At 63.7% G+C, this 24459-nt stretch carries 16 protein-coding genes and 4 pseudogenes; 11 read left to right on the forward strand and 9 right to left on the reverse strand.

Features of this window, described 5'->3' with window-relative positions; translation table 11 throughout:
* Nucleotides 1-154 precede the first annotated feature (154 nt).
* Both ACFXS9_RS26410 and ACFXS9_RS26415 read left to right on the forward strand, forming a co-directional pair.
* Nucleotides 155-998 (forward strand): annotated as a pseudogene (locus tag ACFXS9_RS26410) (class I SAM-dependent methyltransferase).
* Between the two features lie 78 nt (nucleotides 999-1076).
* A complete protein-coding gene (locus ACFXS9_RS26415; protein ID WP_392693678.1) occupies nucleotides 1077-1931 on the forward strand; it encodes an alpha/beta fold hydrolase in 855 nt (284 codons plus the stop codon).
* A gap of 39 nt (nucleotides 1932-1970) precedes the next feature.
* Here ACFXS9_RS26415 and ACFXS9_RS26420 read toward each other — a convergent pair whose 3' ends face one another.
* Nucleotides 1971-2144: a DUF1328 domain-containing protein gene (locus ACFXS9_RS26420; RefSeq protein ID WP_065749588.1), complete on the reverse strand. Its 174-nt coding sequence runs from the start codon at nucleotides 2142-2144 to the stop codon at nucleotides 1971-1973.
* 289 nt (nucleotides 2145-2433) lie between these two features.
* Here ACFXS9_RS26420 and ACFXS9_RS26425 point away from each other — a divergent pair, with 289 nt between their 5' ends.
* The 4 genes and pseudogenes from ACFXS9_RS26425 to ACFXS9_RS26440 all read left to right on the forward strand — a co-directional run bounded on the left by ACFXS9_RS26425 (nucleotide 2434) and on the right by ACFXS9_RS26440 (nucleotide 8053).
* Nucleotides 2434-5097, forward strand: a complete 2664-nt coding sequence (locus ACFXS9_RS26425) for an ATP-dependent helicase (RefSeq protein WP_392693682.1) — start codon at nucleotides 2434-2436, stop codon at nucleotides 5095-5097.
* A 120-nt stretch (nucleotides 5098-5217) separates the two neighbouring features.
* Nucleotides 5218-6151 (forward strand): annotated as a pseudogene (locus ACFXS9_RS26430) (ABC transporter ATP-binding protein).
* Entirely contained in the window at nucleotides 6148-6909 is a 762-nt protein-coding gene (locus ACFXS9_RS26435) for an ABC transporter permease (protein WP_392693685.1), read from the forward strand. The pseudogene ACFXS9_RS26430 and the gene ACFXS9_RS26435 overlap by 4 nt, the downstream one beginning before the upstream one ends.
* 355 nt (nucleotides 6910-7264) lie before the next feature.
* Nucleotides 7265-8053 (forward strand): L,D-transpeptidase, encoded by a 789-nt coding sequence (locus ACFXS9_RS26440; RefSeq protein WP_392693688.1) that lies wholly within the window; start codon nucleotides 7265-7267, stop codon nucleotides 8051-8053.
* Here ACFXS9_RS26440 and ACFXS9_RS26445 read toward each other — a convergent pair.
* The 3 genes from ACFXS9_RS26445 to ACFXS9_RS26455 all read right to left on the reverse strand — a co-directional run bounded on the left by ACFXS9_RS26445 (nucleotide 8050) and on the right by ACFXS9_RS26455 (nucleotide 11262).
* The gene (locus ACFXS9_RS26445; RefSeq protein WP_392693691.1) at nucleotides 8050-8508 is read right to left on the reverse strand and encodes a DUF6691 family protein; all 459 of its coding nucleotides are present in this window, start codon (nucleotides 8506-8508) and stop codon (nucleotides 8050-8052) included. The genes ACFXS9_RS26440 and ACFXS9_RS26445 overlap by 4 nt on opposite strands.
* Before the next feature lie 3 nt (nucleotides 8509-8511).
* Nucleotides 8512-8937 (reverse strand): YeeE/YedE family protein, encoded by a 426-nt coding sequence (locus tag ACFXS9_RS26450; RefSeq protein WP_392693694.1) that lies wholly within the window; start codon nucleotides 8935-8937, stop codon nucleotides 8512-8514.
* 63 nt (nucleotides 8938-9000) lie between these two features.
* Nucleotides 9001-11262, reverse strand: a complete 2262-nt coding sequence (locus tag ACFXS9_RS26455) for a fused MFS/spermidine synthase (protein WP_392693697.1) — start codon at nucleotides 11260-11262, stop codon at nucleotides 9001-9003.
* Between the two features lie 245 nt (nucleotides 11263-11507).
* Between ACFXS9_RS26455 and ACFXS9_RS26460 the strand changes: the two genes are divergently transcribed.
* Both ACFXS9_RS26460 and ACFXS9_RS26465 read left to right on the forward strand, forming a co-directional pair.
* Nucleotides 11508-13109 (forward strand): phytoene desaturase family protein, encoded by a 1602-nt coding sequence (locus ACFXS9_RS26460; RefSeq protein ID WP_392693700.1) that lies wholly within the window; start codon nucleotides 11508-11510, stop codon nucleotides 13107-13109.
* 246 nt (nucleotides 13110-13355) lie between these two features.
* Nucleotides 13356-14246, forward strand: a complete 891-nt coding sequence (locus ACFXS9_RS26465) for a 50S ribosomal protein L11 methyltransferase (RefSeq protein WP_392693702.1) — start codon at nucleotides 13356-13358, stop codon at nucleotides 14244-14246.
* A gap of 4 nt (nucleotides 14247-14250) precedes the next feature.
* On the opposite strand, the gene ACFXS9_RS26470 is transcribed toward ACFXS9_RS26465, so the two are convergent.
* A complete protein-coding gene (locus ACFXS9_RS26470) occupies nucleotides 14251-14439 on the reverse strand; it encodes a hypothetical protein (RefSeq protein WP_392693705.1) in 189 nt (62 codons plus the stop codon).
* 189 nt (nucleotides 14440-14628) lie between these two features.
* On the opposite strand from ACFXS9_RS26470, the gene ACFXS9_RS26475 reads away from it, so the two are divergent.
* From ACFXS9_RS26475 to ACFXS9_RS26485, 3 genes and pseudogenes are all read left to right on the forward strand, one after another.
* Complete coding sequence (locus ACFXS9_RS26475; protein ID WP_392693707.1) at nucleotides 14629-16464, forward strand: aminopeptidase P family protein; 1836 nt, start codon at nucleotides 14629-14631, stop codon at nucleotides 16462-16464.
* Between the two features lie 346 nt (nucleotides 16465-16810).
* Nucleotides 16811-18092 (forward strand): annotated as a pseudogene (locus ACFXS9_RS26480) (multidrug effflux MFS transporter).
* Between the two features lie 313 nt (nucleotides 18093-18405).
* The gene (locus ACFXS9_RS26485; protein ID WP_392693710.1) at nucleotides 18406-18936 is read left to right on the forward strand and encodes a WG repeat-containing protein; all 531 of its coding nucleotides are present in this window, start codon (nucleotides 18406-18408) and stop codon (nucleotides 18934-18936) included.
* A gap of 19 nt (nucleotides 18937-18955) precedes the next feature.
* Here ACFXS9_RS26485 and ACFXS9_RS26490 read toward each other — a convergent pair whose 3' ends face one another.
* From ACFXS9_RS26490 to ACFXS9_RS26505, 4 genes and pseudogenes are all read right to left on the reverse strand, one after another.
* Complete coding sequence (locus ACFXS9_RS26490; protein ID WP_392693713.1) at nucleotides 18956-19138, reverse strand: DUF4291 family protein; 183 nt, start codon at nucleotides 19136-19138, stop codon at nucleotides 18956-18958.
* A complete protein-coding gene (gene ligA / locus ACFXS9_RS26495) occupies nucleotides 19139-21289 on the reverse strand; it encodes an NAD-dependent DNA ligase LigA (protein ID WP_392693716.1) in 2151 nt (716 codons plus the stop codon).
* Between the two features lie 207 nt (nucleotides 21290-21496).
* Nucleotides 21497-23185 carry a DNA repair protein RecN gene (gene recN, locus ACFXS9_RS26500; protein ID WP_392693719.1) on the reverse strand — a complete coding sequence of 563 codons (1689 nt, stop codon included), beginning with the start codon at nucleotides 23183-23185 and terminating at the stop codon, nucleotides 21497-21499.
* 179 nt (nucleotides 23186-23364) lie between these two features.
* Nucleotides 23365-24274, reverse strand: a pseudogene (locus ACFXS9_RS26505) (outer membrane protein assembly factor BamD).
* Nucleotides 24275-24459: the final 185 nt, after the last annotated feature.

Raw genomic sequence — 24459 nt, forward strand, 5'->3', positions numbered from 1 at the left:
ACTCCGAAGCCCCCTGGTGGTGTGTCCCGGGAATAGCGGAAAGGTTCACGTTCCGGATAGGCGTGTCGCGAACTGGATAGGCATCCGGCGGGCCCGGGGATTAAGCCGGCAGCACGCTGAAATCGGCAAATTCACCCGCTCAAAGGAGTAGAACATGGCTACATCCGCTGCCGCCCAAGCCCTGCAACCCGGCCAGATCGATCTTTCCGCCCTGAAAACCAAGCAACACGGCGCTTGGTCGTCCGGCGACTACGCCGTCGTCGGCACCACGCTGCAGATCGTCGGCGAAGAGCTGTGCGAGGCGCTCGACCTCCGGGCCGGCCAGAAGGTGCTCGACGTCGCTGCCGGAAACGGCAATGCGACGCTTGCCGCGGCGCGCCGCTGGTGCGACGTCGTTTCGACCGATTATGTACCGAGCCTGCTCGACCGCGGCCGGTCGCGTGCCTCGGCCGAAGGCCTGTTAGTCGAGTTCAAGGAAGCGGACGCGGAAGCGCTGGACTTCGGCGATGCGACCTTCGACGCGGTGCTCTCGACCTTCGGCGTCATGTTTACGCCGGACCAGGACCCGCGCGGCATCCGAACTTTTGCGGGTTTGCAAGAGCGGCGGCAAGATCGGTCTCGCCAACTGGACGCCGGAGGGCTTTATCGGGCAATTGTTCAAGACGCTCGGCAAATATTTGCCGCCGCCGGCGGGCGCGAAATCGCCTGCGCTGTGGGGTACCCAGGCGCGCATCACCGAGATGTTTGGAACGTCGGCCGCCTCCATCAAGGCCGAGAAGCGTCACTTCACGTTCCGCTACCGCTCGCCGATGCATTTTCTCGACGTGTTCAGGAATTACTACGGCCCGACGCTGAAAGCCTTTGCCGAACTTGATGAAACCAACCAGCGCCGCCTCGCCGATGACATCCTCGCGCTGATCGCGTCGATGAACCGCGCCGAGGATGGCACCATGGTGCTGCCGAGCGAGTATCTGGAAATCGTCATCGTCAAGCGCTGACGAAATCTGATCGTAAGACAGCGGCGGCCTGCGAAGGCCGCCGCTGGTTCGTAGCGTTCACGAGGAGCTTGGCCCGAGATGATTTTTGAGAGCCGTGGACCCATCGATTATCACGAAACCGGAACCGGCCCGACCGTCGTGCTGGTGCCGGGATCGTGCAGCACCGGCGCCGCCTGGCGGCCCGTCATGGCGCATTGGCCGAACCGGTTCCGTTGCGTGACAACCAGCCTGTTGGGCTATGGCGGCACGGCCGAGCGTCGCACTTCAGGCAATTCAGACATCGCGCATGAGAGTGAAATCATCGAGGCGGTGATCCACCGCGCAGGCGGCCCAGTGCATCTCGTTGGTCATTCCTTTGGCGGATTAGCCGCGCTTGCGGTCGCTCTGCGGCGGCGCGTTCCCCTGCTCAGCCTGACCATTGCCGAAGCTCCCGCCATGGAAATCCTGCGGGAAGCCGGAGAGATGACCCACTATGAAGCTTTCCGAAAGATGTCCGGCACTTATTCCGATGCCTTCAAGCGCGGCGAAACCGACGCGATCGCACGGATGATCGATTTCTATGGTGGCGCAGGCACGTTCGCTGCATGGCCTCAGCGCGTGCGCGACTACGCAGTCGAAACGACACCGGCGAATTTGCTGGACTGGGAATCAGCTTATGGTTTCCGCCTCACGCCCGCGTTGCTGGCGAGCGTTGCGGTGTCCACGCTTGTCATTTGGGGAAAAGACAGTCATCCGGCCGCAAGTCGGGCAAACGATGTGCTGGGCCGTTGCATCCCGAATGCCGTCCGCGCGACGATCGCCGGAGCGGCTCATTTCATGATTGCGACCCATTCGAAGCAATTCGCGGAACTGGTAGCCTGTCACGTCGGGCAGTCCAGTCTTGACCCATCCAGTCTTGGCCCATCCACGCTCGCACCGGCCGCCGCGCGCTAATTTGCGCGCGGCGCGATAGCTCGAAATTGTGCCGGCCTGCTAGACGTTGCTTCGGCCGCGCACCAGTCCGACCACCGCCGAGACCAGAAACAGGATCACGGCAATGAAGAAGATCGCCTTCGCGATTTCGACGGAGGCGCCGGCTATACCGCCGAAGCCCAAAACGCCCGCGATCAACGCGATGATCAGAAATGTAAGGACCCAGCTCAGCATGATACGACCTCGATTGGCTGTCGCTATCTCGATGGCGGCGGCTGAGCGTCACGCATCGACTGCAGGACCAATCCGGGTCGGTAATGTTGGTTCCGGCCGGCGGAATCGCGAAATTTGACCATTTCGGCGGAACAAAATCGCCGCAAAGCCGCGAAATCAGGCCGACAATCGCGACCGGATAAAACCTGTCAAAACGGCCGGACAGGCCCTATATGGCCCTTGATCCCTGCTATGAAGGCTCCCCTGTACCGCCTCACGGTGCCATCGTGGGGCCAAGACGATTCGAGAAATGACCGAGCCGAGCAAACTGCCCCATCACGGCGTCCCCGAGCACCAGCCTGCGGCTGGCGGCATCGCCGCGCGTGCGCGGGCCGCCGCTGGTCCGCAATATCTCAACGGGCTCAATCCCGAGCAGCGCGAGGCGGTCGAGGCGCTGGATGGGCCGGTTCTGGTGCTGGCGGGCGCAGGCACCGGCAAGACCCGCGTGCTGACCACGCGAATCGCCCATATCCTGAGCCAGGGCCGCGCGCGGCCGCATGAAATCCTCTCGGTGACTTTCACCAACAAGGCCGCGCGCGAGATGAAGCTCCGCCTCGGCCAGATGCTCGGCCAGGCCGTCGAAGGCATGCCGTGGCTTGGCACCTTCCACTCGATCGGCGGACGCATCCTCCGCATCCACGCCGAACTGGTACAGCTCAAATCCAATTTCACCGTGCTCGACGTCGACGATCAGGTCCGCTTGCTCAAGCAGCTCCTGCAGGCCGAGAACATCGACGACAAGCGCTGGCCGGCGCGCATGCTGGCCGGGCTGATCGACGGCTGGAAGAACCGTGGGCTGGCGCCCAGCCAGGTGCCGTCGGGGGAAGCCGCGATGTTCGGCAATGGCAAGGGCGGCAAGCTCTACGCCAGCTATCAGGAGCGGCTGAAAATCCTCAACGCCGCCGATTTCGGCGATCTGCTTCTCGAGAACATCCGGTTGTTTCGCGAAAACCCTGATGTGCTCAGGCAATACCAGAACCGCTTCAAGTTCATTCTGGTCGACGAGTATCAGGACACCAACGTCGCGCAGTATCTATGGCTTCGGCTGCTGTCGCAGGCGCCGTCGCGACCGGGCGTGCCGCTGTCGGCCATCATTCCGGGTGACCCAACCTCGCCCCGCTTGCGGGGAGAGCATAGTCGGCCTTCGGCCGACGTCCTTGAAGAACGCCGTGGCGAAGCCACGGCTACGGCGCAGAGCGCGCCGGGTGAGGGGGACTCTCCGCAGACTGAGCTCGCGGAGACGGCCCCTCACCCCAACCCTCTCCCCGTGAAGGACGGGGAGAGGGAGAGGACCGCCCCCTCCCCCAAAAACATCTGCTGCGTCGGCGACGACGACCAGTCGATCTATGGCTGGCGCGGCGCGGAAGTCGACAACATCCTGCGCTTCGAGCACGATTTTCCCGGCGCAAAAGTCATCCGCCTTGAACGCAACTACCGCTCCACCGGCCACATCCTCGCCGCAGCTTCCCATCTGATCGCGCACAACGAAGGTCGGCTCGGCAAGACGCTGCGCACCGAGGATGTCGACGGCGAGAAGGTCACCGTCACAGGTTCCTGGGATTCGGAAGAGGAAGCCCGCGCCATCGGCGAGGAGATCGAGGAGTTGCAGCGCGCCGGCGAAAACCTCAACGAGGTCGCGATCCTGGTGCGGGCCTCGTTCCAGATGCGCGAATTCGAAGATCGTTTTGTGACGCTCGGCCTGCCCTATCGCGTGATCGGCGGTCCGCGATTCTACGAGCGCGCCGAAATACGCGATGCGCTGGCCTATCTGCGCGTGATCAATTCGCCCGCCGACGACCTTGCCTTCGAACGCATCGTTAATGTCCCGAAGCGCGGGCTTGGCGACGCCACCGTGCAGTTGCTGCACGACCACGCCCGCAAGCGGCGCATGCCGCTGTTCGAAGCCGCGCGCGCCGTGGTCGAAACCGACGAATTGAAGCCGAAGGCGCGTGGCGCGCTGCGCGACCTCATCCTGCAGTTCGACCGCTGGCGCGCCCAGCGCGAGGTGACCGCGCACACCGAGCTCGCCGAAATCGTCCTGGACGAGAGCGGCTATACCGAGATGTGGCAGAAGGACCGCTCGGCCGACGCCGCGGGCCGGCTGGACAACTTGAAAGAACTGGTACGCTCGATGGAAGAGTTCGAGAACCTGCAAGGATTCCTCGAACACATCTCGCTGGTGATGGACCGCGACGGCGACGCCAGTGATGAAGCGGTGTCGCTGATGACGCTGCATTCGGCCAAGGGGCTCGAATTCGACAACGTGTTCCTGCCCGGCTGGGAGGAAGGCCTGTTTCCGAGCCAGCGCACGCTCGACGAACAAGGCCGTGCCGGCCTCGAGGAAGAGCGCCGCCTCGCCCATGTCGGGCTGACGCGCGCCCGTCGCCGCGCCAAACTCTATTTCGCCACCAACCGCCGCATCCACGGCACCTGGTCGACCACGATCCCGTCGCGCTTCCTCGACGAACTGCCGTCGGCCAATGTGGAGATCACCGAGTCCAAGGGCGGCTCCGGCTGGGGCGGCGCCGGCGGCTACGGCCCCTCGCGCTTCGACAATGTCGAATCCTTCGGCTCCAGCTACACGACGCCAGGCTGGCAGCGCGCGCAGGCCAATCGCAACCGCAGCCAGGGCGGCCGCAGCGGTCAGGCCCGCGGCGGTTTTGAGGAAAGCCAATCGTCGTTTTCCGGCGGCTTCTCCCGCAACAAGCGCGGCCCGATCGTAATCGAGGGCGAGCTGGTCGCGAAATCCACCGGCACGGTTTCAGAATTCTCGCTGGCCGATCGCGTCTTCCACCAGAAGTTCGGCTATGGCCACGTGGTGAAGATCGACGGCAACAAGCTGACGATCGCGTTCGAGAAGGCGGGCGAGAAGAAGGTGGTCGATAGTTTCGTGGAGCGGGTGCAAGGGCGATAATTTTTTCCCACGCGATTGCATAAGTAGCACAGCGTTCCTATCTCCCGGTTCCCACCCCTTCCCCGTCTCGAGCCGGCCGAAGCGCCGCTTCGACGCGGCCAAATTCCGTTTCAGATTGCCATGCTAGCGCCACCTCCCATCATATCCGTCTCAAACCTGTCAAAGACCTACGGCTCCGGCTTCAAGGCGCTGAACAACGTCAATCTGGACATCAAGCGCGGTGAGATCTTCGCTCTGCTCGGGCCGAACGGCGCGGGCAAGACCACGCTGATCAGCATCATCTGCGGCATCGCCAACTTGAGCGAGGGCCGCGTCTCCGTTGGCGGGCATGACATCAATAGCGACTATCGCGCGGCGAGGTCGCTGATCGGCCTGGTGCCGCAGGAACTGCACACGGATTCTGTTTGAAACCGTATGGGCGACCGTCAGCTTCAGCCGCGGCCTGTTCGGCAAACCGAAAAACCCGGCGCATATCGAAAAGGTGCTGAAGGACCTGTCGCTGTGGGACAAGAAGGATTCCAAGATCATCACGCTCTCCGGCGGCATGAAGCGCCGCGTGATGATCGCAAAAGCGCTGTCGCACGAACCGCAGATCCTGTTCCTGGACGAGCCGACCGCGGGCGTCGACGTCGAATTGCGCAAGGGGATGTGGGACGTGGTGCGCGGCCTGCAGGCCTCCGGCGTCACCATCATACTGACCACGCATTATATCCAGGAAGCCGAGGAGATGGCCGACCGGATCGGCGTCATCAACAAGGGCGAGATCATCCTGGTCGAGGACAAGGCCGGGCTCATGCAGAAGCTCGGCAAGAAGCAATTGACGCTGCATCTGCAGCAGAAGATCGACGCCCTTCCGCCCGCCCTCGCGCCCTACAAGCTTCACCTCTCCGAGGATGGCCGGCTGCTGACCTATGATTACGATACCAAGGGCGAGCGCACCGGGATCACCAGCCTGCTGAGCGACCTCCGCAATGCCGGCATCCACATCTCCGACCTCGATACCACCCAGTCTTCCCTCGAAGACATCTTCGTCAGCCTGGTGAGGGCGCCATGAATTACCGTGCGATCCGCGCCATCTATCTGTTCGAAATGGCGCGCACCTGGCGCACGCTGCTGCAGAGCATCGTCTCGCCTGTGGTTTCCACCTCGCTTTATTTCGTGGTGTTCGGCGCCGCGATCGGCTCGCGCATCACCGAGGTCGAGGGCGTCAGCTACGGCACTTTCATCGTGCCCGGCCTCGTCATGCTGTCGGTGCTGACCCAGAGCATCGCCAACGCCTCGTTCGGAATTTATTTTCCGAAATTCGTCGGCACCATCTACGAAATATTGTCGGCGCCTGTTTCCTATATCGAAATCGTGATCGGCTATGTCGGTGCGGCCGCGACCAAATCCATCATCCTCGGCTTGATCATCATGGCGACCGCCGCGCTGTTCGTGCCGCTGCACATCCAACATCCCCTGTGGATGCTCGCCTTCCTGGTGCTGACGGCGGTAACGTTTAGCCTGTTCGGCTTCATCATCGGCATCTGGGCCGACGGGTTCGAAAAGCTGCAGATGATCCCGATGCTGGTGGTGACGCCGCTGACATTTCTCGGCGGCAGTTTTTACTCGGTCAACATGCTGCCGTCCGGCTGGCGCACCATCACGCTGCTCAATCCAGTCGTATACCTGATCTCGGGCTTCCGCTGGAGTTTTTACGAGATCGCCGACGTCAGCGTAGGATTAAGCCTCGGCATGACGCTCGGCTTCCTCGCCATCTGCATGGTGCTGGTGTGGTGGATCTTCAGGACCGGGTACCGGCTGAAGAATTGACGCGTAGTGTCATTCCGGGGCGGCTCGCAGAGCCGAACTATGGTGCGCAATTGCGCACCTGAGAATCTCGAGATTCCCCGATGCGCAATTGCGCATCTGAGGTCTGGTCCTAACGGACCATCCCGGAATGACGGCCTCCAACTCTGTCGATGACAAGACCGCGCAGCGCGCAGCCGCTCGCGAAAATGTCAGCACTTTGCCGCCGATTGCGCCGTGCTGTGGCCTTGTTTGCGCCGTGGGACGCGTTAACGATTGCGGACGCAGGCCACTGGAACCAGTGCCGGTTTCCGGGCATATTGGATGCCGGGGACGGAGAGCCAGCGCTTGATACAGGGGCCTGGAGGCCAAAGGTAAAATGCGTTCCTTCCTCGTTGCCGTCACCGCCCTGACGCTGTTCGCCTCGGGCACCGCCCAAGCCAAAGTCGCCATAACAGTCGACAAGGACAACCAGCAGATGACCGTCGCCGTCGACGGCGTCGAGCGTTACCGCTGGCCAGTGTCTTCGGGTCTTCCCTCCTATGAGACTCCGAACGGCAGCTTCCGCGCCTTCCGGATGGAAGAGGACCATTACTCCAAGGAATTCGACGACGCGCCGATGCCGCATTCGATCTTCTTCACCAAGATCGGCCATGCCATCCACGGCACCGATTCCGTGAGCCGTCTCGGCAGCCCGGCCTCGCATGGCTGCGTACGGCTGTCGCGCGAGAATGCCGCGAAGCTGTGGGATCTGGTGAAGCAGGAAGGCGTGCTCAACACCACGGTGACGTTGACCGGCTCCTCCCAAGTCGCGCTCGCACGCAATCCGCGGCAGCGCTCCAACACGGCCGTCGCGCGTCGCGCGCCGCTGCCGCAATACGAGCAGCAACACGACGCCGCCGGCGATCCCGTCGTGATCACACCGCCGCAGCAGCGCGCCGCACCCGTGGCGCGGGCCGACGACGGCTACATCTATCCGGCCGACGGATCGTCCAACGAAGCGCGATACCCCGCGCCTGGCCGCCGCGTCTACGACACCCAGGCCTATCAGCAGCAACAGCCGCAATATTACGATAACCGCGGCTATGCGCCGGCGCCGCAAGGTTACTACTACCAGCCGCGGCAGCAATATTATCAGCAGCGCGGGCTGTACAACTATCAGGACTAGCCGTCCGTCGCGCTCGCGAGCAAGCGCTCGCGCTGCGCCGCCAGCCGCGACTGTCGCCAAGCGTCGTGAGCAATCATCCCTGCCGCCATCGCGGCGACGAAGACGATGATTCCGGGCGACAACGTCGCCAGGCTTTCCAGCGCCGGCCCCGGGCATAACCCGACGAGGCCCCAGCCGATTCCAAACAGCCCCGCGCCTGCGACCAGCGGCAGATCGATTCCCGATTTGCCCGGCCGAAAATATTGCCCGGCAAACCACGGCCGCGCGCTGCGGTCAGCCAACATGAAACCGGGCATCGACACAGCCAGCGCCGCGGCCATCACCACCGCGAGACTCGGATCCCACGCGCCGAAGATATCCAGAAAGCCAAGGACCTTCGTTGGCTGCACCATGCCCGAAATCAACAGGCCCGCGCCGAAGACCAGGCCGCACAACAAGGGAGCGATGATCCACATGGCTCAGCCTCCCAACGCATGATGGGTGATCGCGACGGTGACAACCGCCGTCACCATGAAGACGATCGTGGCGGCGATCGAGCGCAGCGACAGCCGCCCTATGCCGCAGATACCGTGACCGGAGGTGCAGCCGCCGCCGAGCCGCGTACCGAAGCCGACCAGCAGGCCCGCCACGACAATAACAGCCCAGCTCGATGGCAACTTGGGTTGCGCCATTCCGTAACCGATCAGGCCGGCGAGGATGGGCGCCAGAATGAGCCCGGCGACGAAGGCGATACGCCAGCCCTTGTCCTCGCCGCGCAAATTCAACAGGCCACTGAAGATACCGCTGATCCCGGCGATCCGGCCAGTCGACAGCATCAGCAACACGGCAGAAAGCCCGATCAGGGCGCCGCCGATTGCGGCCGATACGGGAGTGAAATTGGCCATCGTCGCTCCATCTGTTCAGGGCAGACCATGAACATAGGCGCACCCTGCCCGGCTGCAACTCGCCTATTCCTCGCCTTTTCTAAGCCGCCGCCACACCGCACCCAGCACATTGGAATAATCGTCGGTCCAGACCCGCTGGTTTTCCCTGGCTTCCGTCAGCGCCCATTGCTCTGACGATGCCAGCTTGCCGACGTCGGTCTCCTCCCTCGCCGAGACCACGACCGAGGTCGAGAAGATGTATTCACTGTCGCGCCCGGAATCCTCGCTGTAGACCCAGCTCTTCAAGTCGTTGGCATCGGCGATGCCGACGACCACGCTCGACAGCTCCAGATGCCGGTTGGAGACGTGCATCGCCACGGCGCCCTGCGGCGCCAGCTTGGACTTGTAGATTTCCATCGCCTCTTCGGTCGCCAGGTGAACCGGGATCGCATCCGACGAATAGGCGTCGACGATGATCAGGTCATAGACGCCGTCGGGCTCGCGCGCGAAGGTGAGCCGCGCATCGCCGATCACCGGCTGCATGTTCGGTTCGCAGACCTGGATATAGGTAAAATACTTTGGGTCGCGCGCGGTATCGACCATCGTCTGGTCGATCTCAAAGAATTTCCATTCCTCGCCGGGCTCCGAGGCGCAGGCCAGCGTGCCGGAGCCGAGCCCGATCACGGCCACGCGCAGCGGCGCGCCCTTGCGTTCCCGGATCGCCGTGATCGCCTGCCCGATCCCGCCGTCCCTGTAGTAGTAGGTGATCGGCTCCGGCTGGCCGGTAACCGGCGTGCCGTCGTCGTTCTTGAATTTCTCGGCGCCGTGGATCGTGGTGCCGTGCATCAGCACGTGATACTGGCCGTTCGGCGTCACCACGATCTTGTGGACGCCGAAGAAACTGCGCACCGTCTCGACCCGCCCGTCGTCGGAAGGATAGGCGCGCAGCAATACCAGCGCCACCACGACGGTCGCAAAGATCTTCCAGCGGTTGGCGTTGAGCGCCAGTGCCAGCAGCGCGGCCAGCACTCCGACTGCGCCGATCACCCACACGCGATGATCTTCGATCCAGTTGAACGTTTTGCCCGTCGACCAGGCCGGCGCCATCAACGCCACCGCCAGCACCGCAAGGAACGGCCAGTACCACGCGCTCCAGCGCGGCAGCCGTTCGCCGCCGGTCGGGCGGCACAGCGCCGCGAGCGCCAGCAGGATCGGGTACTCCGCGACCCATGAGAAGGTGAACGGCGCGATCAGGCCGGCAAAGAGGCCGCCGACCATGCCGCCGAACGACAGCGCGACATAGAAGCCGGTGAGATACTTCGCCGCCGGGCGCGTGCGCGCCAGTTCGCCGTGACAAGCCATCGCAATCACGAAGAAGCAGAACTGGTGCCCGCCGAGCGTCAGCAGCAGATTCTGTTCGCCGCCGAACGCGAGCAGCACCACGATGCCGGCGATCGCCAGCGGCTGCGCCAGCAACATCCATTTGTGCGGCAATAGCGGGCGCGACTGGAAGACGAGCACCCAGGTGAGGAGATAGAGTGACAACGGCAGCACCCACAATAGCGGCGCTGCGGCGACGTCGGTGGAAATATGGGCCGTCACTGCGATCAGCAGCCCCGACGGCACGGCCGCGAGGAATATCCAGCGGGCGCGCAAGATCCATGACGGCGCCGGCACGTCGCGATCGTCGGGCGCCAAGTTCAGTTCCGCCGCCCTCACTGGCGAGCGCAGCAGCAACACGCCGCAGATGGCAATCAGCACGATCAACAGGCCATAGCCGCCGGTCCAGATCAGGTTCTGCATGCGCAGGGTGAACATCGGCTCCAGCAGCACCGGATAGGACAACAGCGCCAGGAAACTGCCGACATTCGAGGAAGCGTAGAGGAAGTACGGATCGGGACCGTTGGGGTGGCCGGTGCGGACGAACCAGGCCTGCAGCAGCGGGTTGTTGGCCGCGAGCGCGAAGAACGGCAGGCCGATCGAAACCGCAAACAAGCCGAGCAGCCAGAGCGCATAGCCTGAATTCGGCGGATCGCCCCACCCGCTCGCGATCGACAGCGGCATCGTCAGCATCGCAACTGCGAGCAGCGCGAGATGAACCGCCACGGGAATCGTGCGATTACGCGCCTGCATCAAAAAATGCGCATAGGCATAGCCGCCGAGCAGCAGCGACTGGAAGAACACCATCGCCACCGACCAAACCGCCGGCGAGCCGCCGAGCCGCGGCAGCACCATCTTGGTGAACAGGGGTTGCACCGAAAACAACAACAACGCGCTGACGAAGATCGCAGCGGTATAGACGGTCAGCACCAGCCGGTTTCGCGAGGCAGACGGTTCAGAAATCATGAAAGCTCCGGCTTGAACCCGGCGGGAGCCGGCGGCGAGCATTCCGGCAGGTTGTGCCGGAAGCGCAGATAGAGCATATGGCAACATGACGGGCAATGCGGGATGAGATGTCGTTCCGGGGGCGATGCAAAGCATCGAACCCCAATGTGCAATTGCACATTGTGGAACCTCGAGATTCCGGGTCTTGTCCTTCGGACAATCCCGGAATGACGGGTTCAAACTAATCAAACCTTCTTGAAGCGGACATGAGCGAAACCGAAATCGTCATCATCGGTGCGGGGCATAACGGCCTCACCTGCGCGGCCTATCTCGCGATGGCCGGCCTGCGCGTGAAAGTGGTCGAGCGCCGCAAGGCGGTCGGCGGCGCCGCGGTGACCGAGGAATTCCATCCCGGTTTCCGCAATTCGGTGGCCGCCTATACCGTCAGCCTGCTCAACCCGCAGATCATCGCCGATCTGAGACTCGCCGAACACGGCCTGCGCATCGTCGAGCGCCGCGCGCAGAATTTTCTGCCCGCCCCCGACGGCAGCTATCTCCTGACCGGCGAGGGCCGCACCCGGCAATCGGTTGCTAAACTCAGCGAGCGCGATGCCGTCACGATCGAGGCCTTCTCGCGCGAACTGGAAGCCATCGCCGACGTGCTGCGACAATTCGTGCTGCGCGCGCCGCCGAACCTCGTCGAGGGCTTTGGGATCGGCGCGATCCGCGAGGCCTTCAACGCCGTCGGCACGGCCGGCATCCTGCGCAAGCTTTCGCTCGAACAGCAGCGCAGCCTGCTCGACCTGTTCACACGCTCGGCCGGCGAAATGCTGGACGAGCGCTTCGAGAGCGACCTGGTGAAGGCGCTGTTCGGCTTCGACGCCATCGTCGGCAATTACGCCAGCCCCTACGCCGCCGGCTCCGCCTATGTGATGCTGCACCATGCGTTCGGCGAGGTGAACGGCAAGAAGGGCGTTTGGGGCCACGCGATCGGCGGCATGGGCGCGATCACTCAAGCCATGGCGCGCGCGGCCCGCGGCTACGGCGCCGAGATCGAAACGGACGCCGGCGTGCGCGAGGTGATCGTCGAGGGCGGGCGCGCCGCAGGCGTCGTGCTCGACAATGGCGCGACCATCCGTGCCAAATACGTCGTCTCCGGCGTCAATCCGAAATTGCTGTATACGCGGCTGGTGCCTTCGGGCGCGCTGGCGCCGGAATTCCTCGAGCGCATCGCGCGCTGGCGCAACGCATCCGGCACGTTCCGGATGAATGTCGCGCTGAACGCGCTACCTTCCTTCACCGCCCTGCCCGGCGCCGGCGATCACCTCACCGCCGGCATCATTCTCGCACCCAGCCTCGGTTACATGGATCGCGCCTGGCAGGACGCGCGCAGCCATGGCTGGAGCCGCGAGCCGGTGGTGGAAATACTGATCCCCTCGACGCTCGACGACTCCCTTGCACCGGAGGGCCGGCATGTCGCGAGCCTGTTCTGCCAGCACGTCGCGCCGGAATTGCCGGATGGAAAGTCATGGGACGATCACCGCGAGGAGGTCGCCGACCTCATGATCGCGACGGTGGACAAGTTCGCGCCGGGCTTTGGCACAAGCGTGATCGGCCGTCAGGTGCTGTCGCCGCTCGATCTCGAGCGCCAGTTCGGCCTGCTCGGCGGCGACATCTTTCATGGGGCGCTGACGCTCAATCAATTGTTCTCGGCACGGCCGATGCTAGGTCATGCCGATTATCGCGGGCCGCTGAAGGGCCTCTACCATTGCGGCTCGGGCGCGCATCCCGGCGGCGGCGTCACCGGCGCCCCCGGCCACAACGCCGCGAAGGTGATCCTGGGCGATCACCGCGCCCTGTTCGGATAGGCAGAACGCAGTGGACAATATGGGATAAAGCCGGTGGGCAACGACGGGAGAAGCCTGTGGATTACTTGTTGATAACCCCGCGGCACGGCTGTGGAAGACATCGGTATGCTTCCGTCGATAACGGGTTGGCAACTTCCCCGCTCGGCTGTGGATAGGCGGTGGAGAGACACGACATGAAACTTGCTCAAATTTGAACGAAACGCCCATTCCCGATCATATCCTTCCCCGCTTTCGCCAGGTTCTTCAATGACTTCCCTCGCCTCCACACATCGCGTCCATTTTGCCGTCGGCGACGAGCACACAGCCAAGGGCGTCGTCGACGCCCTGACCGAAGTTTTCTTTGAGGGACAGGCCGCAATCGCCGCGTTCGAACGGCCGGATGGCCGATGGGACGTCACGGTGCATTTTGGCGAGCCGCCCGATCAGCCCCTGGTCCGCGAACTCGTTGCCAATGCGGCCGGCGCGGAAATCGCCGCGGGCGTCGCCTTCGATACGGTCGAGGCCAAGGATTGGGTCAAGGCCAGCCTTGAGGACCTCGTTCCCGTACCGGCCGGACGCTTTGTGGTCCACGGCCAGCATGACCGCGACAGGATCTCGCCCAACAAGCTCGGCATCGAGATCGAGGCGGCGCTGGCTTTCGGCACCGGCCATCATGGCACCACGCGCGGCTGCCTTCTGTTGCTCGATCATGTCCTGAAAGCCTGGCGCCCGCGGCGCGTGCTCGATCTCGGCACCGGCACCGGCGTGCTGGCGATTGCGGCGGCGAAAGCGCTGCACGAAAAGATACTGGCCAGCGATATCGATCCGCCCTCGGTGCAGGTCGCGCGCGACAATGCGCGGCTGAACGTATCGGGACATCTGGTGCGGGCGGTTCGCGCCACCGGCTTCTCGGCGCCGCAATTTGCGCAAGCCGCGCCGTTCGATCTGGTGCTGGCGAATATTCTGGCCAATCCGCTGCGGCAATTGGCGGGGCCGATGGCGCGGCATCTGGCGCCGTCCGCGCTGGTCATTCTCTCGGGGCTGCTGACGCATCAGGCGCCCGCCGTCATCGCCGCCTATCGCGTCCGTGGGCTGGTTCCCGTAAGGCATCTGCGCATCGACGGCTGGAGCAGCCTCCTGCTGCGCAAGGTGAGCTGAAATTCTAATCCGCTGGTCTGTGCCGGTTGCGGGCGACCGCGCCCTTCTCGCGCTTCAACGACCGCTTGACGCGTGCTTCCGCGAACCGGTCGAGGATCTGGACGATGACGCCACGCTGCTTCTTGTTGGCGACGGGCGGCGCGGGGCCGCGACGTTCCGGCGGTGAAATCTTCTCAAACGTGAAAGCAGGCATGGTGTATCCCCTCTTCGTTGAGTTGAAACACTCCTGGAGCTTCTCCCGGTATCTTGAGCTGAGCGGCTACACCGCAATCCGCTCCGTCCGACTAGCGCGGACCGACATATTGAAGCACAGATTATGCCAAATTGTGGCGGAGACTGCCGCATTGCGGACCGCTCCACCCAACCCTAAAGTGACCAGGCGATGTTCGAAGCCCATTTCCAGACATTCGAAGAACCCGAAGGCGGCGTGGCGCTGACTGCGCGGCTGGCCCGCTTCCGCGAGGAGCTGGCGCGGCGGAAGTTGACGGGATTCGTGGTTCCGCGCGCCGATCAGCAACAGAACGAATATGTCCCGGCCTCCGAAGAGCGGCTGGCCTGGCTGAGCGGCTTCACTGGTTCGGCAGGCATGGCGATCGTCCTGACGCGCGATGCCGCGGTTTTCGTCGATGGCCGTTATACGCTGCAGGCCGCCAAGCAGGTCGACCGCAAGGCCTGGCAAATCGAGCCGCTGGCCGATCCGCCGCCGGAGCAGTGGCTGACCAAGCACCTTGCGGCCGGCGACCGCCTCGGTTTCGACCCATGGCTGCACACTTCGGCGGCAGCCGAGCGTCTGGCCGCCGCCTGCACCAAGGCGGGGGCGGAACTGATTGCGGTCGAAACCAACCCGCTGGATTCGATCTGGACCGAGCGCCCGGCCCCGCCGCTCGGCCGCGTCACCACTCACGGCGTGCAGTTTTCCGGCGAGATCGAAGCCGAAAAACTCAAGCGCATCCGGCTGGAGATCAACAAGCTCGGCGTCGACGCGCTGGTGCTGTCGGACAGCCACGCGGTGGCCTGGACCTTCAACATCCGCGGCGCCGACGTCTCGCACACGCCGCTGCCCTTGTCCTACGCGCTGGTGCCGAAGGACGGCCGCCCCACCATCTTCATCGACCATCGCAAGCTGTCCAACCTGACGCGCGACCATCTCGAACAATCCGCCGATGTCCGGGAGCCCGACGCGCTGGTGCCCGATCTGACTGAGCTTGCGCGCAGCGGCGCCGCGATCGCGCTTGACAGCGCCACCGCCGCGGACGCGCTGAGCCGGCTGATCGCAGGCGCCGGCGGAAAACCGGTACGCGGCAACGATCCGGTGAGCCTGTTGAAGGCGGTGAAGAATATCACCGAGATCGAGGGCACGCGGACCGCGCACCAGCGCGACGCGGTGGCGCTGGCACGCTTCCTCGCCTGGATCGACCGCGAGGCGCCGTCGGGCGCGTTGACGGAGATCGATACCGTCGAGGCGCTGGAAACGTTCCGCCGCCAGACCTGCGCGCTGAAGGATGTCTCGTTTCCGACCATCGCCGGCACCGGGCCGAACGGCGCCATCGTGCATTACCGCGTCACCCGCAAGAGCAACCGGCGAATTTCGCCCGGCGATCTGCTGCTGATCGATTCCGGCGCGCAATATGAAGACGGCACCACCGACGTCACCCGCACCATCGCAATCGGCAATCCAACCGACGAAATGCGCGATCGTTTCACCCGCGTGCTGCGTGGGCACATCGCGATTACACGCGCGGTGTTTCCGGACGGCACCACCGGCGCGCAGATCGACTCCTTTGCGCGGCAATTTTTGTGGCAGGCCGGCCTCGATTTCGAGCACGGCACCGGCCACGGCGTCGGCAGCTATCTCTCGGTGCATGAAGGCCCGGCGCGCATCTCGAAACTCGGCACCACGCCCTTGAAGCGCGGCATGATCCTCTCCAACGAGCCTGGCTACTACAAGACCGACGCCTATGGCATCCGGATCGAGAACCTCGAACTCGTCATCGGCACCGATGTACCCGGCGCCGAGAAGCCGGTGAACGCGTTCGAGACGCTGACGCTGGCGCCGATCGACCGCCGCCTGATCGACGTGAACATGTTGAGCGCAACCGAGCTGAAGTGGCTCAACGACTACCACGAGCGCGTCAACCGCGCGGTGCGTCCGCACCTCGACGACAATGCCACGAAGCTGTGGCTGGACGAGGCGACGGCAGCGCTGCTGCCGCTTTAATCACTGCTGCCTCAAGCGGCCATAGGATGGGTGGAGCGCAGCGATACCCATCAATGCCAGTGCACGTGGTGAGACGATGGGTATCGCTGCACTCCACCCGTCCTACTTTCCACCAGTCGCCCCGGCGACGGCGGAGGATCCGGTACGCCGAGGCCCACCCTCTACAGCGATACGGCGTGGGCGCCGGACACAAAAACCGCGAAAACAACCCCATGCAAAGTAGACTCCGGCGGTCCAGCCTCCTGCCCGCCTCCCCAATTCAGCATGGCCGCATGCCAAAACATCCCTGTTCGCGCTGAGCCATCTGGTTAAGAGTCCGATCCAAGCAAAACAGGATCTGAACTGAATGCACGGCGTCGTGGGCAAGCCGCCCGGCGCGACGGACAATCATGCCGTCGTGACATCGAAAATCATGCTGCTGATGCTGGTGGCGATGACCGGCGTCGCGCCGATCTCGCTCTACATGCTGGTGCCGGCGCTGCCCGTGCTGGCGACGACGTTCGGTGGCGACATCTCGGTCGCGCAGATGACGGTGTCGCTCTACATGGTCGGCATCGCCTGTTCGCAGCTCGTCATGGGGCCGCTGTCGGACAAGTTCGGCCGCCGGCCGGTGCTGCTCGCAGGCCTTGCGCTCATGGTGGCGGCCAGCGCCGGCTGCTCGCTGGCGCAGACGCTGCCGCAACTGATCGCCGCGCGCTTCCTGCAGGCACTCGGCGGCGCGACCGGCATGGTGGTGAGCCGCGCCATCATCCGCGACCTCTACAGCCGCGACCGCATCAGCTCCATGATCAGCCTCGTGATCGCCGTCATGATGATGGCGCAGATGCTCAGCGCGCTGGTCGGCGGCCTCCTGGAGACCGCGTTCGGCTGGCGCGCCATTTTCTATTTCATCACGGCGGCTTCGCTCAGCGTCGCGGTCCTGATCGCGCTGGCGCTGCCCGAGACGCGCGCCGAACGCAGCGAGAGCAGCAGCTTCCGCGGCGACGTCGGCAAGCTGATGCGCAACCGCGCCTTCATCGGCTATGTGCTGTGCCAGGTGCTGGCTTCCCAGATCATTTTCATGTTCGCCGGCGGCGGGCCTTACATCGTGGTGACGCAGATGGGCCGAACCACGGCCGGAATATGGCGCGTGGTTCGCGACGACGGGATTTGCCTATCTGATCGGCAATGTGTTCTGCGTCCGTTTCGCGCCGCGGCATTCGCTGGAGAAGCTGATCTGGTTCGGGCTGGCGGTGCAATTCGGCGGCGCCCTCCTGAACCTCGCCTTGAGCATTGCGGGGATCAACCAGGCGCCGCTCTGGCTGTTCGGCACCCAGATGATCGTGATGGTCGCGAACGCCTTCGTCATGAACAACGCCGCGGCCGGCGCCATCAGCGCGCGTCCCGAGGCCGCCGGCACCGCCTCCGGCGCGATGGGCTTTCTGCAACAGGGCATCGGCGCGCTGGTCTCGCAATTCGGCGCCTATCTCGGCGGCCACTCCACGACCACGCTGCCGTTGACGGCGGCGATCTTCGCACTCTCGATCGCGTGTATCTCGGCGATGTTTTTCATCGTGCCGCGGCGGAAGGTCGTGGCCAGCGAGGAATTGGTGAAAAAGGCGGAGGAGGAAGAATCGGGGATGTTGTAGTCGCTGTCATTCCGTGGCGGCTCGAAGAGCCGAACCCGGAATTTCGAGATTCCGGGTCTGATCCTTCGGACCATCCCGGAATGACAGCGCTTAATACGATCGCGCGGTGCTTCAGCCCTCATTGCGAGCGCAGCGAAGCAATCCACCTCGTCTCGCAAAGAAAAATCAGTCCATTACGTTCTTACGCCGCAATGGATTGCTTCACTCGCAATGACGGCTGAATACAACCTGCCTCCTGCGAGCGTGCATCATGCCTGATTTTCTCAAGATCGTTGCGCTCGGCGTGCTGCTTGCACTTTCGTCCAAGCCGGTCATGGCGATCGACCAGGCGCCGGTCTTCGATTGCTGGGAGACCGAGCGCACGTTCAAGCAATGCGCGGTGACGGGCCCCGACGGGCGGCCGCGTTTGCAGCGATCTTATCTGGCTCGGCTTGGATATGACCGGGATGGGCTGGCCTCCGTCTTGTTGTTCAATGGGACTGACAAACGAAAAGCCCAATGGTTCTACGTTCGACGTGGCGTCATCCCTGTGCCGGTTGAATCAATGGACAACGGCCCGGACTATTTCGAGGATGGTCTCGCGCGATCGCGTGTCGGCGGGAAGATTGGGTACATCGACCGCAAACTCAATCTCATCATCCCGGCGGCGTATGACGGAGCCTATCCATTCAAGGATGGAGTTGCTGTTGTCTGCACGGACTGCAGGCTTGTCTTTGACAGCACTGTCACTGAAGGCGAGCGTAGCTGGTACGAGGGCGGGCAATGGGGACGCATCGACCGCAAGGGGCGCGTGGTTTCACCCTTTCGGCCGTGGGAGAAAGGTAAGCCCCTCGAATTCAACTGACGGCCGAGCTCTTGTGATTTTATCCGAAAGCCGAATCGTAGGGCCGCTCGACCGGCAATCTTGCCCGAGCCTGATCCAATTCATTGCGCCTGACCAAATCGCAAATCGCGCGCGCGCCGTCCGTAATGTCGGTGATCTTCCGTATCCATTGGTTGACGTAGAGGGAGACCGCCTCTGCACACAAAATAACATGAATGGCCACTCACTCCCCAATCAGCTTCAACCACTCATCTTCCGTCAACACCGGCACGCCGTGCTTCTTGGCTTCCGCGAGTTTTGAACCCGCGCCGGGCCCGGCGACAACGTAGTCCGTTTTCTTCGACACCGAACCGGTGGCCTTGGCGCCCAGCCGCTCGGCGGTGGCCTTGGCTTCGTCCCGCGTCATCTTTTCCAGCGAGCCGGTGAACACCACGGTCTTGCCGGCGACGGCCGAATTGCTCTTGGGCTTTTCGGCGTCAATGATCTCGCTGAGCTCCTCGACCAGCCGCTCGACGATGCCGCGGTTATGGCTTTCGCCGAAATAGGCGGCGACGCTCTTGATCACGGTGTCGCCGATCTGGTCGAGCGCATCCATCTCGGCGATGGTGTCCTCGTCGCCCTTGGCGACCTTGAGGCAGGCATCGTGGAAGGCGTCCCACGAGCCGTAGCCGCGCGCCAGCGCCAGCGCCGTGGTCTCGCCGACATGGCGCATGCCGAGGGCGTAGATGAAGCGCTCCAACGAAATGCGGCGGCGGTTCTCGATCGCGGCGAACAGGTTGCGCACCGAAGTTTCGCCATAGCCCTCGATCTCTTCGAGCTTCAGCCTGGCGTTGCGTTTCGGCAGCGTGAAGATGTCGGCCGGCTCCCGCACCCATTCGCGGTCGAAGAAGTATTGGAGCTGCTTCTCGCCGAGCCCGTCGATATCGAACGCCCGGCGCGACACGAACAGTTTCAGATGCTCGATCTTCTGGAACGGACAGGCGAACTCGCCGGTACAGCGGGCGCGCGAGCCTTCCTCGCCGGTTGCCGTCTCCTCGCGCACCACGTCGGTATGCAGCGGGCACGGGCACTTCTTCGGGAAGTGAAATTCCTTGGCGCCTCTCGGCCGCTTGTCGATCACGACGTCGACCACCTGCGGGATCACGTCGCCGGCGCGCTGGATCACGACGGTGTCGCCGAGCCTGATGTCGCGGCCCTCGCGCAACACTTCGCCCTTGTTGCCGATACCCTTGATGTAGTCCTCATTGTGCAGCGTGACGTTTTGCACGATCACGCCACCGACTCCGACCGGCTCCAGCTTGCCGACCGGCGTGAACGAGCCGGTGCGCCCGACCTGGATCTCGATGTCGCGCAGCACCGTCATGGCCCGCTCGGCCGGGAATTTGTGCGCGACGGCCCAGCGCGGCGTGCGCGAGACGAAGCCGAGCCGCTCCTGCCAATCGATACGGTCGATCTTGTAGACGACGCCGTCGATGTCGTAGTCGAGCTCGCCGCGCTGCTCCTCGATCTCGTGATGGAACGCGATCAAGTGCTCGACGGAGTGACAGAGTTTGGTCAGCGGATTGGTCTTGAAGCCGCAGCGCTCGAACCAGTGGATCATGCCGGTTTGAGTCTTTTCGGGCATCGCGCTCATCTGGCCCCAGGAATAGGCGAAGAAGCCGAGCGGGCGCGAGGCGGTGATGGAGGGGTCCTTCTGACGCAGCGAGCCAGCAGCCGAATTGCGCGGGTTTGCGAAAATGGTATCGCCTGCGGCCTTCTGGCGCTCGTTCAGCGCAAGGAACGCCTTCTTGGTCATGTAGACCTCGCCGCGCACCTCGCAGACATCAGGAACGTTGCGGCCTTTCAGCTTCTGCGGCACGTCTTCAAGCGTGCGGATATTTGCGGTGACGTCTTCGCCTTCCGCGCCGTCGCCACGGGTAGCGGCGGTGACGAGTTCGCCACCCTCATAGCGCAGCGACATCGATAGCCCATCGATCTTCGGCTCGGCGGAAAAGTTGATCTTGTCGTCGCTGAGTTTGAGGAAGCGCTCGATGCGGCCGACGAAGTCGAGCACGTCCTGTTCGGCGAAGGCGTTGTCCAGCGACAGCATCGGCACCGCATGGCGGACTTTCCTGAAGCGCCCCGATGGCGTTGCGCCGATCTTTTGCGATGGCGATTCCGCTGTAACGAGCTCGGGAAACCGCTTCTCGATCGCGTTGAAGCGCTGCCGCAAGGCGTCGTATTCGGCATCGCTGATGCTGGGCGCATCTTCCTGATAATAGCGCTTGTCGTGCCCTTCGAGCTCCAGCGCCAGCCGCATGTGTTCCACCTTGGCCTGCGCCTTGGTGAGCTTTCCGACGTCGGTGGGAGTTTTTGTTTTTGCTGTCTTGGCCATGGGTGTTGAATACGACGAAAGGAAGCCTAGAGGCAAAGTCGATCGCAGGTGCCGTGCCCCCGATGCGGCGCAGCGCCATAAGCGCGTTTACGCGCGTCTTCGACGCGCTATTGGCGGTGCGCTGCTGATCCGGGGCCCACGCCGGTGTGGGTCCCGGCTCTGCGGAACAGCACGAAGAGCGCTGCACCGCGTCCGGGACACGAGAAATCAGGCCGTCGCCGCCCTTAACAGCCGTTCCGCCGCCGCCCTCGCCTCGGCGGTGATCTCCGCCCCCGCCAGCATGCGGGCGATTTCCTCGCGGCGGTGGTCGGCGGCGAGCGCGTTGACGCGGGTGGCGACGCGCTTGCCCTTGTCGAGCGCGTCCTTGGAAATCAAAAGATGCTGGTTCGCCCTTGCGGCAACCTGCGGCGCGTGCGTCACCGCCATCACCTGGACCTGGCCGGCGAGCCGCGACAACCGCGCGCCGATCGCATCCGCCACCGCGCCGCCGACGCCGGTATCGATTTCATCGAACACCAGCGTGGGCGCCGAGCCGCGATCGGACAGCACCACCTTGAGCGCCAGCAGGAACCGCGACAGCTCTCCGCCGGAGGCGACCTTCATCAACGGTCCCGGCTTTGTCCCCGGATTGGTCTGGACCCAGAACTCGACGCGGTCGATGCCCTGCGGCCCCGGTGACTTCGCATCGGTGTCGACCTGCGTCATGAATTTCGCGCGCTCAAGTTTCAGCGGCGCGAGTTCGGCGTTGACGGCCTTGTTGAGTTTTTCGGCGGATTTGCTGCGGGCCGCCGACAGCTTCGCCGCCGCCGCGCCGTAGCGCTGGTCGGCCTCGGCAGCCGCGGCTTCCAGCTTCTTCAGCCGATCCGCACCGGCGTCGATCAATGCGACATCGGAGACGAATTTGGCGGCGAGTGCCGCCAGCCCATCGACCGGCGTGGAATATTTGCGCGAGGCGGCGCGCAGCGCAAACAGCCGCTCCTCGATCCGCTCCAGCTCGGCCGGATCGAAATCGGCCGCAACCAGCGCGGCGCTGAGATGCTGGTCGGCCTCTTCCAGCGCGTTGATCGCAATGTCGATCGCCTTCACCGCCGGCTCGACCAGCGTCGGCGAATTGGCGGCGCGGCGCTCGAGGCGGCGCACGGCCGCTGCCAGCGCCGGCACCGGCGAGTTGTGGCCGCCGACCGCCTCCTGCGCCTCGCGCAGGTCGCTGGCGATCTTCTCGCCCTGCATCATGGTGGTGCGGCGTTCGGCGAGCGCGGTCTCCTCGCCGTCCTTCGGCTTCAACGCCTTGAGCTCGTCGGCGGCGTGGCGCAAATAATCCGCCTCGCGCGCGGCGCGTTCCATGCTGGCGCGATGCTCATCGAGTGCCTGGTTGGCGGTGCGCCGCGCCTCCCACAGCGTCTCCAGCGCGGCGACTTCTTTCTCCAGCCCGGCAAAGGCATCGAGCAACTGCCGGTGCGTCGAGGCGTCGACCAGCGCGCGCTCGTCATGCTGGCCGTGAATTTCGACCAGCGCCGCGCCGACCGCCTTCAGGGTCTGCACGCTGATCGACTGGTCATTGATGAAGGCGCGGGTGCGGCCGTCGGCGAGCTGGACGCGGCGAAGAATCATTTCGCAAGAATCTTGAAAACTCGCGTCGTCGAGGCCGTTCTTGGAAAGGATCCTTGTCGCGGGATGGCCCTTGGGAACGTCGAAGGTGGCGGTCACCTGGCCCTGCTCTGCGCCATGGCGAACCAGGCCCGCATCACCGCGGCCGCCGAGCGCCAGCGCGAAGGCATCGAGCAGGATGGATTTGCCCGCGCCGGTTTCGCCGGTCAGCACAGCGAGGCCACGGGAGAATTCGATATCGAGCCGTTCGATCAGGACGATGTCGCGGATCGACAGACGCGCCAGCATGCGAAGTCAATTCCTAGTGGTCCGGTTCTAACATTCGCTCCCCGCTGGGGAGCCACTTTTGCGAATGTTAGAATCAAAAGGACCACTAGCAAATATCAAGCTGGTAGTGGAGCTTTATGGATTTGACATTCGCTTCACGAAGTCGCGGCAAGTATCGAGCGAATGTCAAATCCGCTCCACTACCCGAGACCCAACTTCTTGAAGGCCCTGGAAATATAGGACCCCTTGTTCTCGCTCGGCTCGAGACCGCCCGACTTTACAAGATTATAGGCGTCCTTGTACCAGCGGCTGTCAGGAAAATTGTGCCCAAGTACGGCTGCCGCCGTCTGCGCCTCGCCGACGATGCCGATCGCCATATAGGCCTCGGTGAGCCGCGCCAGCGCTTCCTCGACATGCCGCGTGGTCTGGTAGCGGGTGACCACGGTCTTGAAGCGGTTGATGGCGGCGGTGTAGTCGCGCCGTTCCATGTAATAGCGGCCGACGTCCATTTCCTTGCCGGCGAGCTGGTCGCGCGCGCCTTCGAGCTTGGCCTTGGCGGAGTTGGAGTATTCCGAGGTCGGATATTTGCGAATCACCTCTTCCAGCGCCGCGATCGCCTTTTTCGGTGCGGCCCTGGTCGCGAGAGATGTCCGGGATCTGGTCATAATGCGAGGCCGCGATCAGATATTGCGCGTAAGCCGCATCGGGGCTGCCGGGATGCAGTGTGACGTAACGCGTCGCTGCGCCGATGCAGCTATCGTAATCGCCGGCATTGTAGAAGGAGTAGGCCGACATCAGGAGCGATTTGCGCGCCCAGTCCGAATAAGGATGCTGGCGATCGACCTCCTCGAATTTCTTCGATGCCGCCTTGTTATCCTTGCGCTGGTTCATCAGGTACAAGCCCTCATTGTAGAGCTTGTCCGCCGGCTCCTCGTTGAAGGTATCGTCCTTGGCGGTGAACTTGTCCCACAGCGCGCCGGTGCCGCAGCCGCTCAAGGGAATGGCGAGCGCAATCAGGCCAGCCGCCAGCCGCAGCGACCGTGCGGCGCGAGCGAGGCTGGAGCGCCCGAGTGATTTGCCTGATTCGAGCGTCATACGCTGTGCCGACATGGAATCTGTGACCTGACGCCTTTGATGCGGTTGATGACTGAGCCCGCCCGTCCATGAACCGCGGTCATGGATGCCATATTCCCCGTGCCCCAAATTTCTTGAGCCCCAAATTCCTCGAGCCCAGCGTGTTTGGTGCCCAATTCTTCAAGGCCCAATTCTCCGAGGTCCAATTCTTCAATTGCGCT

Origin of the sequence: Bradyrhizobium sp. RDI18 (genome assembly GCF_043203335.1) — a bacterium.
Taxonomy (GTDB): domain Bacteria; phylum Pseudomonadota; class Alphaproteobacteria; order Rhizobiales; family Xanthobacteraceae; genus Bradyrhizobium; species Bradyrhizobium retamae.

Coding starts and splice junctions, on each gene's coding strand:
- ACFXS9_RS26455 (WP_392693697.1), bottom strand. CDS start 11,262: ATGATTTCTGAACCGTCTGCCTCGCGAAACCGGCTGGTGCTGACCGTC.
- ACFXS9_RS26415 (WP_392693678.1), top strand. CDS start 1,077: ATGATTTTTGAGAGCCGTGGACCCATCGATTATCACGAAACCGGAACC.
- ACFXS9_RS26435 (WP_392693685.1), top strand. CDS start 6,148: ATGAATTACCGTGCGATCCGCGCCATCTATCTGTTCGAAATGGCGCGC.
- ACFXS9_RS26460 (WP_392693700.1), top strand. CDS start 11,508: ATGAGCGAAACCGAAATCGTCATCATCGGTGCGGGGCATAACGGCCTC.
- ACFXS9_RS26440 (WP_392693688.1), top strand. CDS start 7,265: ATGCGTTCCTTCCTCGTTGCCGTCACCGCCCTGACGCTGTTCGCCTCG.
- ACFXS9_RS26465 (WP_392693702.1), top strand. CDS start 13,356: ATGACTTCCCTCGCCTCCACACATCGCGTCCATTTTGCCGTCGGCGAC.
- ACFXS9_RS26420 (WP_065749588.1), bottom strand. CDS start 2,144: ATGCTGAGCTGGGTCCTTACATTTCTGATCATCGCGTTGATCGCGGGC.
- ACFXS9_RS26475 (WP_392693707.1), top strand. CDS start 14,629: ATGTTCGAAGCCCATTTCCAGACATTCGAAGAACCCGAAGGCGGCGTG.
- ACFXS9_RS26450 (WP_392693694.1), bottom strand. CDS start 8,937: ATGGCCAATTTCACTCCCGTATCGGCCGCAATCGGCGGCGCCCTGATC.
- recN (WP_392693719.1), bottom strand. CDS start 23,185: ATGCTGGCGCGTCTGTCGATCCGCGACATCGTCCTGATCGAACGGCTC.
- ACFXS9_RS26485 (WP_392693710.1), top strand. CDS start 18,406: ATGGCGATCGACCAGGCGCCGGTCTTCGATTGCTGGGAGACCGAGCGC.
- ACFXS9_RS26470 (WP_392693705.1), bottom strand. CDS start 14,439: ATGCCTGCTTTCACGTTTGAGAAGATTTCACCGCCGGAACGTCGCGGC.
- ligA (WP_392693716.1), bottom strand. CDS start 21,289: ATGGCCAAGACAGCAAAAACAAAAACTCCCACCGACGTCGGAAAGCTC.
- ACFXS9_RS26445 (WP_392693691.1), bottom strand. CDS start 8,508: ATGTGGATCATCGCTCCCTTGTTGTGCGGCCTGGTCTTCGGCGCGGGC.
- ACFXS9_RS26425 (WP_392693682.1), top strand. CDS start 2,434: ATGACCGAGCCGAGCAAACTGCCCCATCACGGCGTCCCCGAGCACCAG.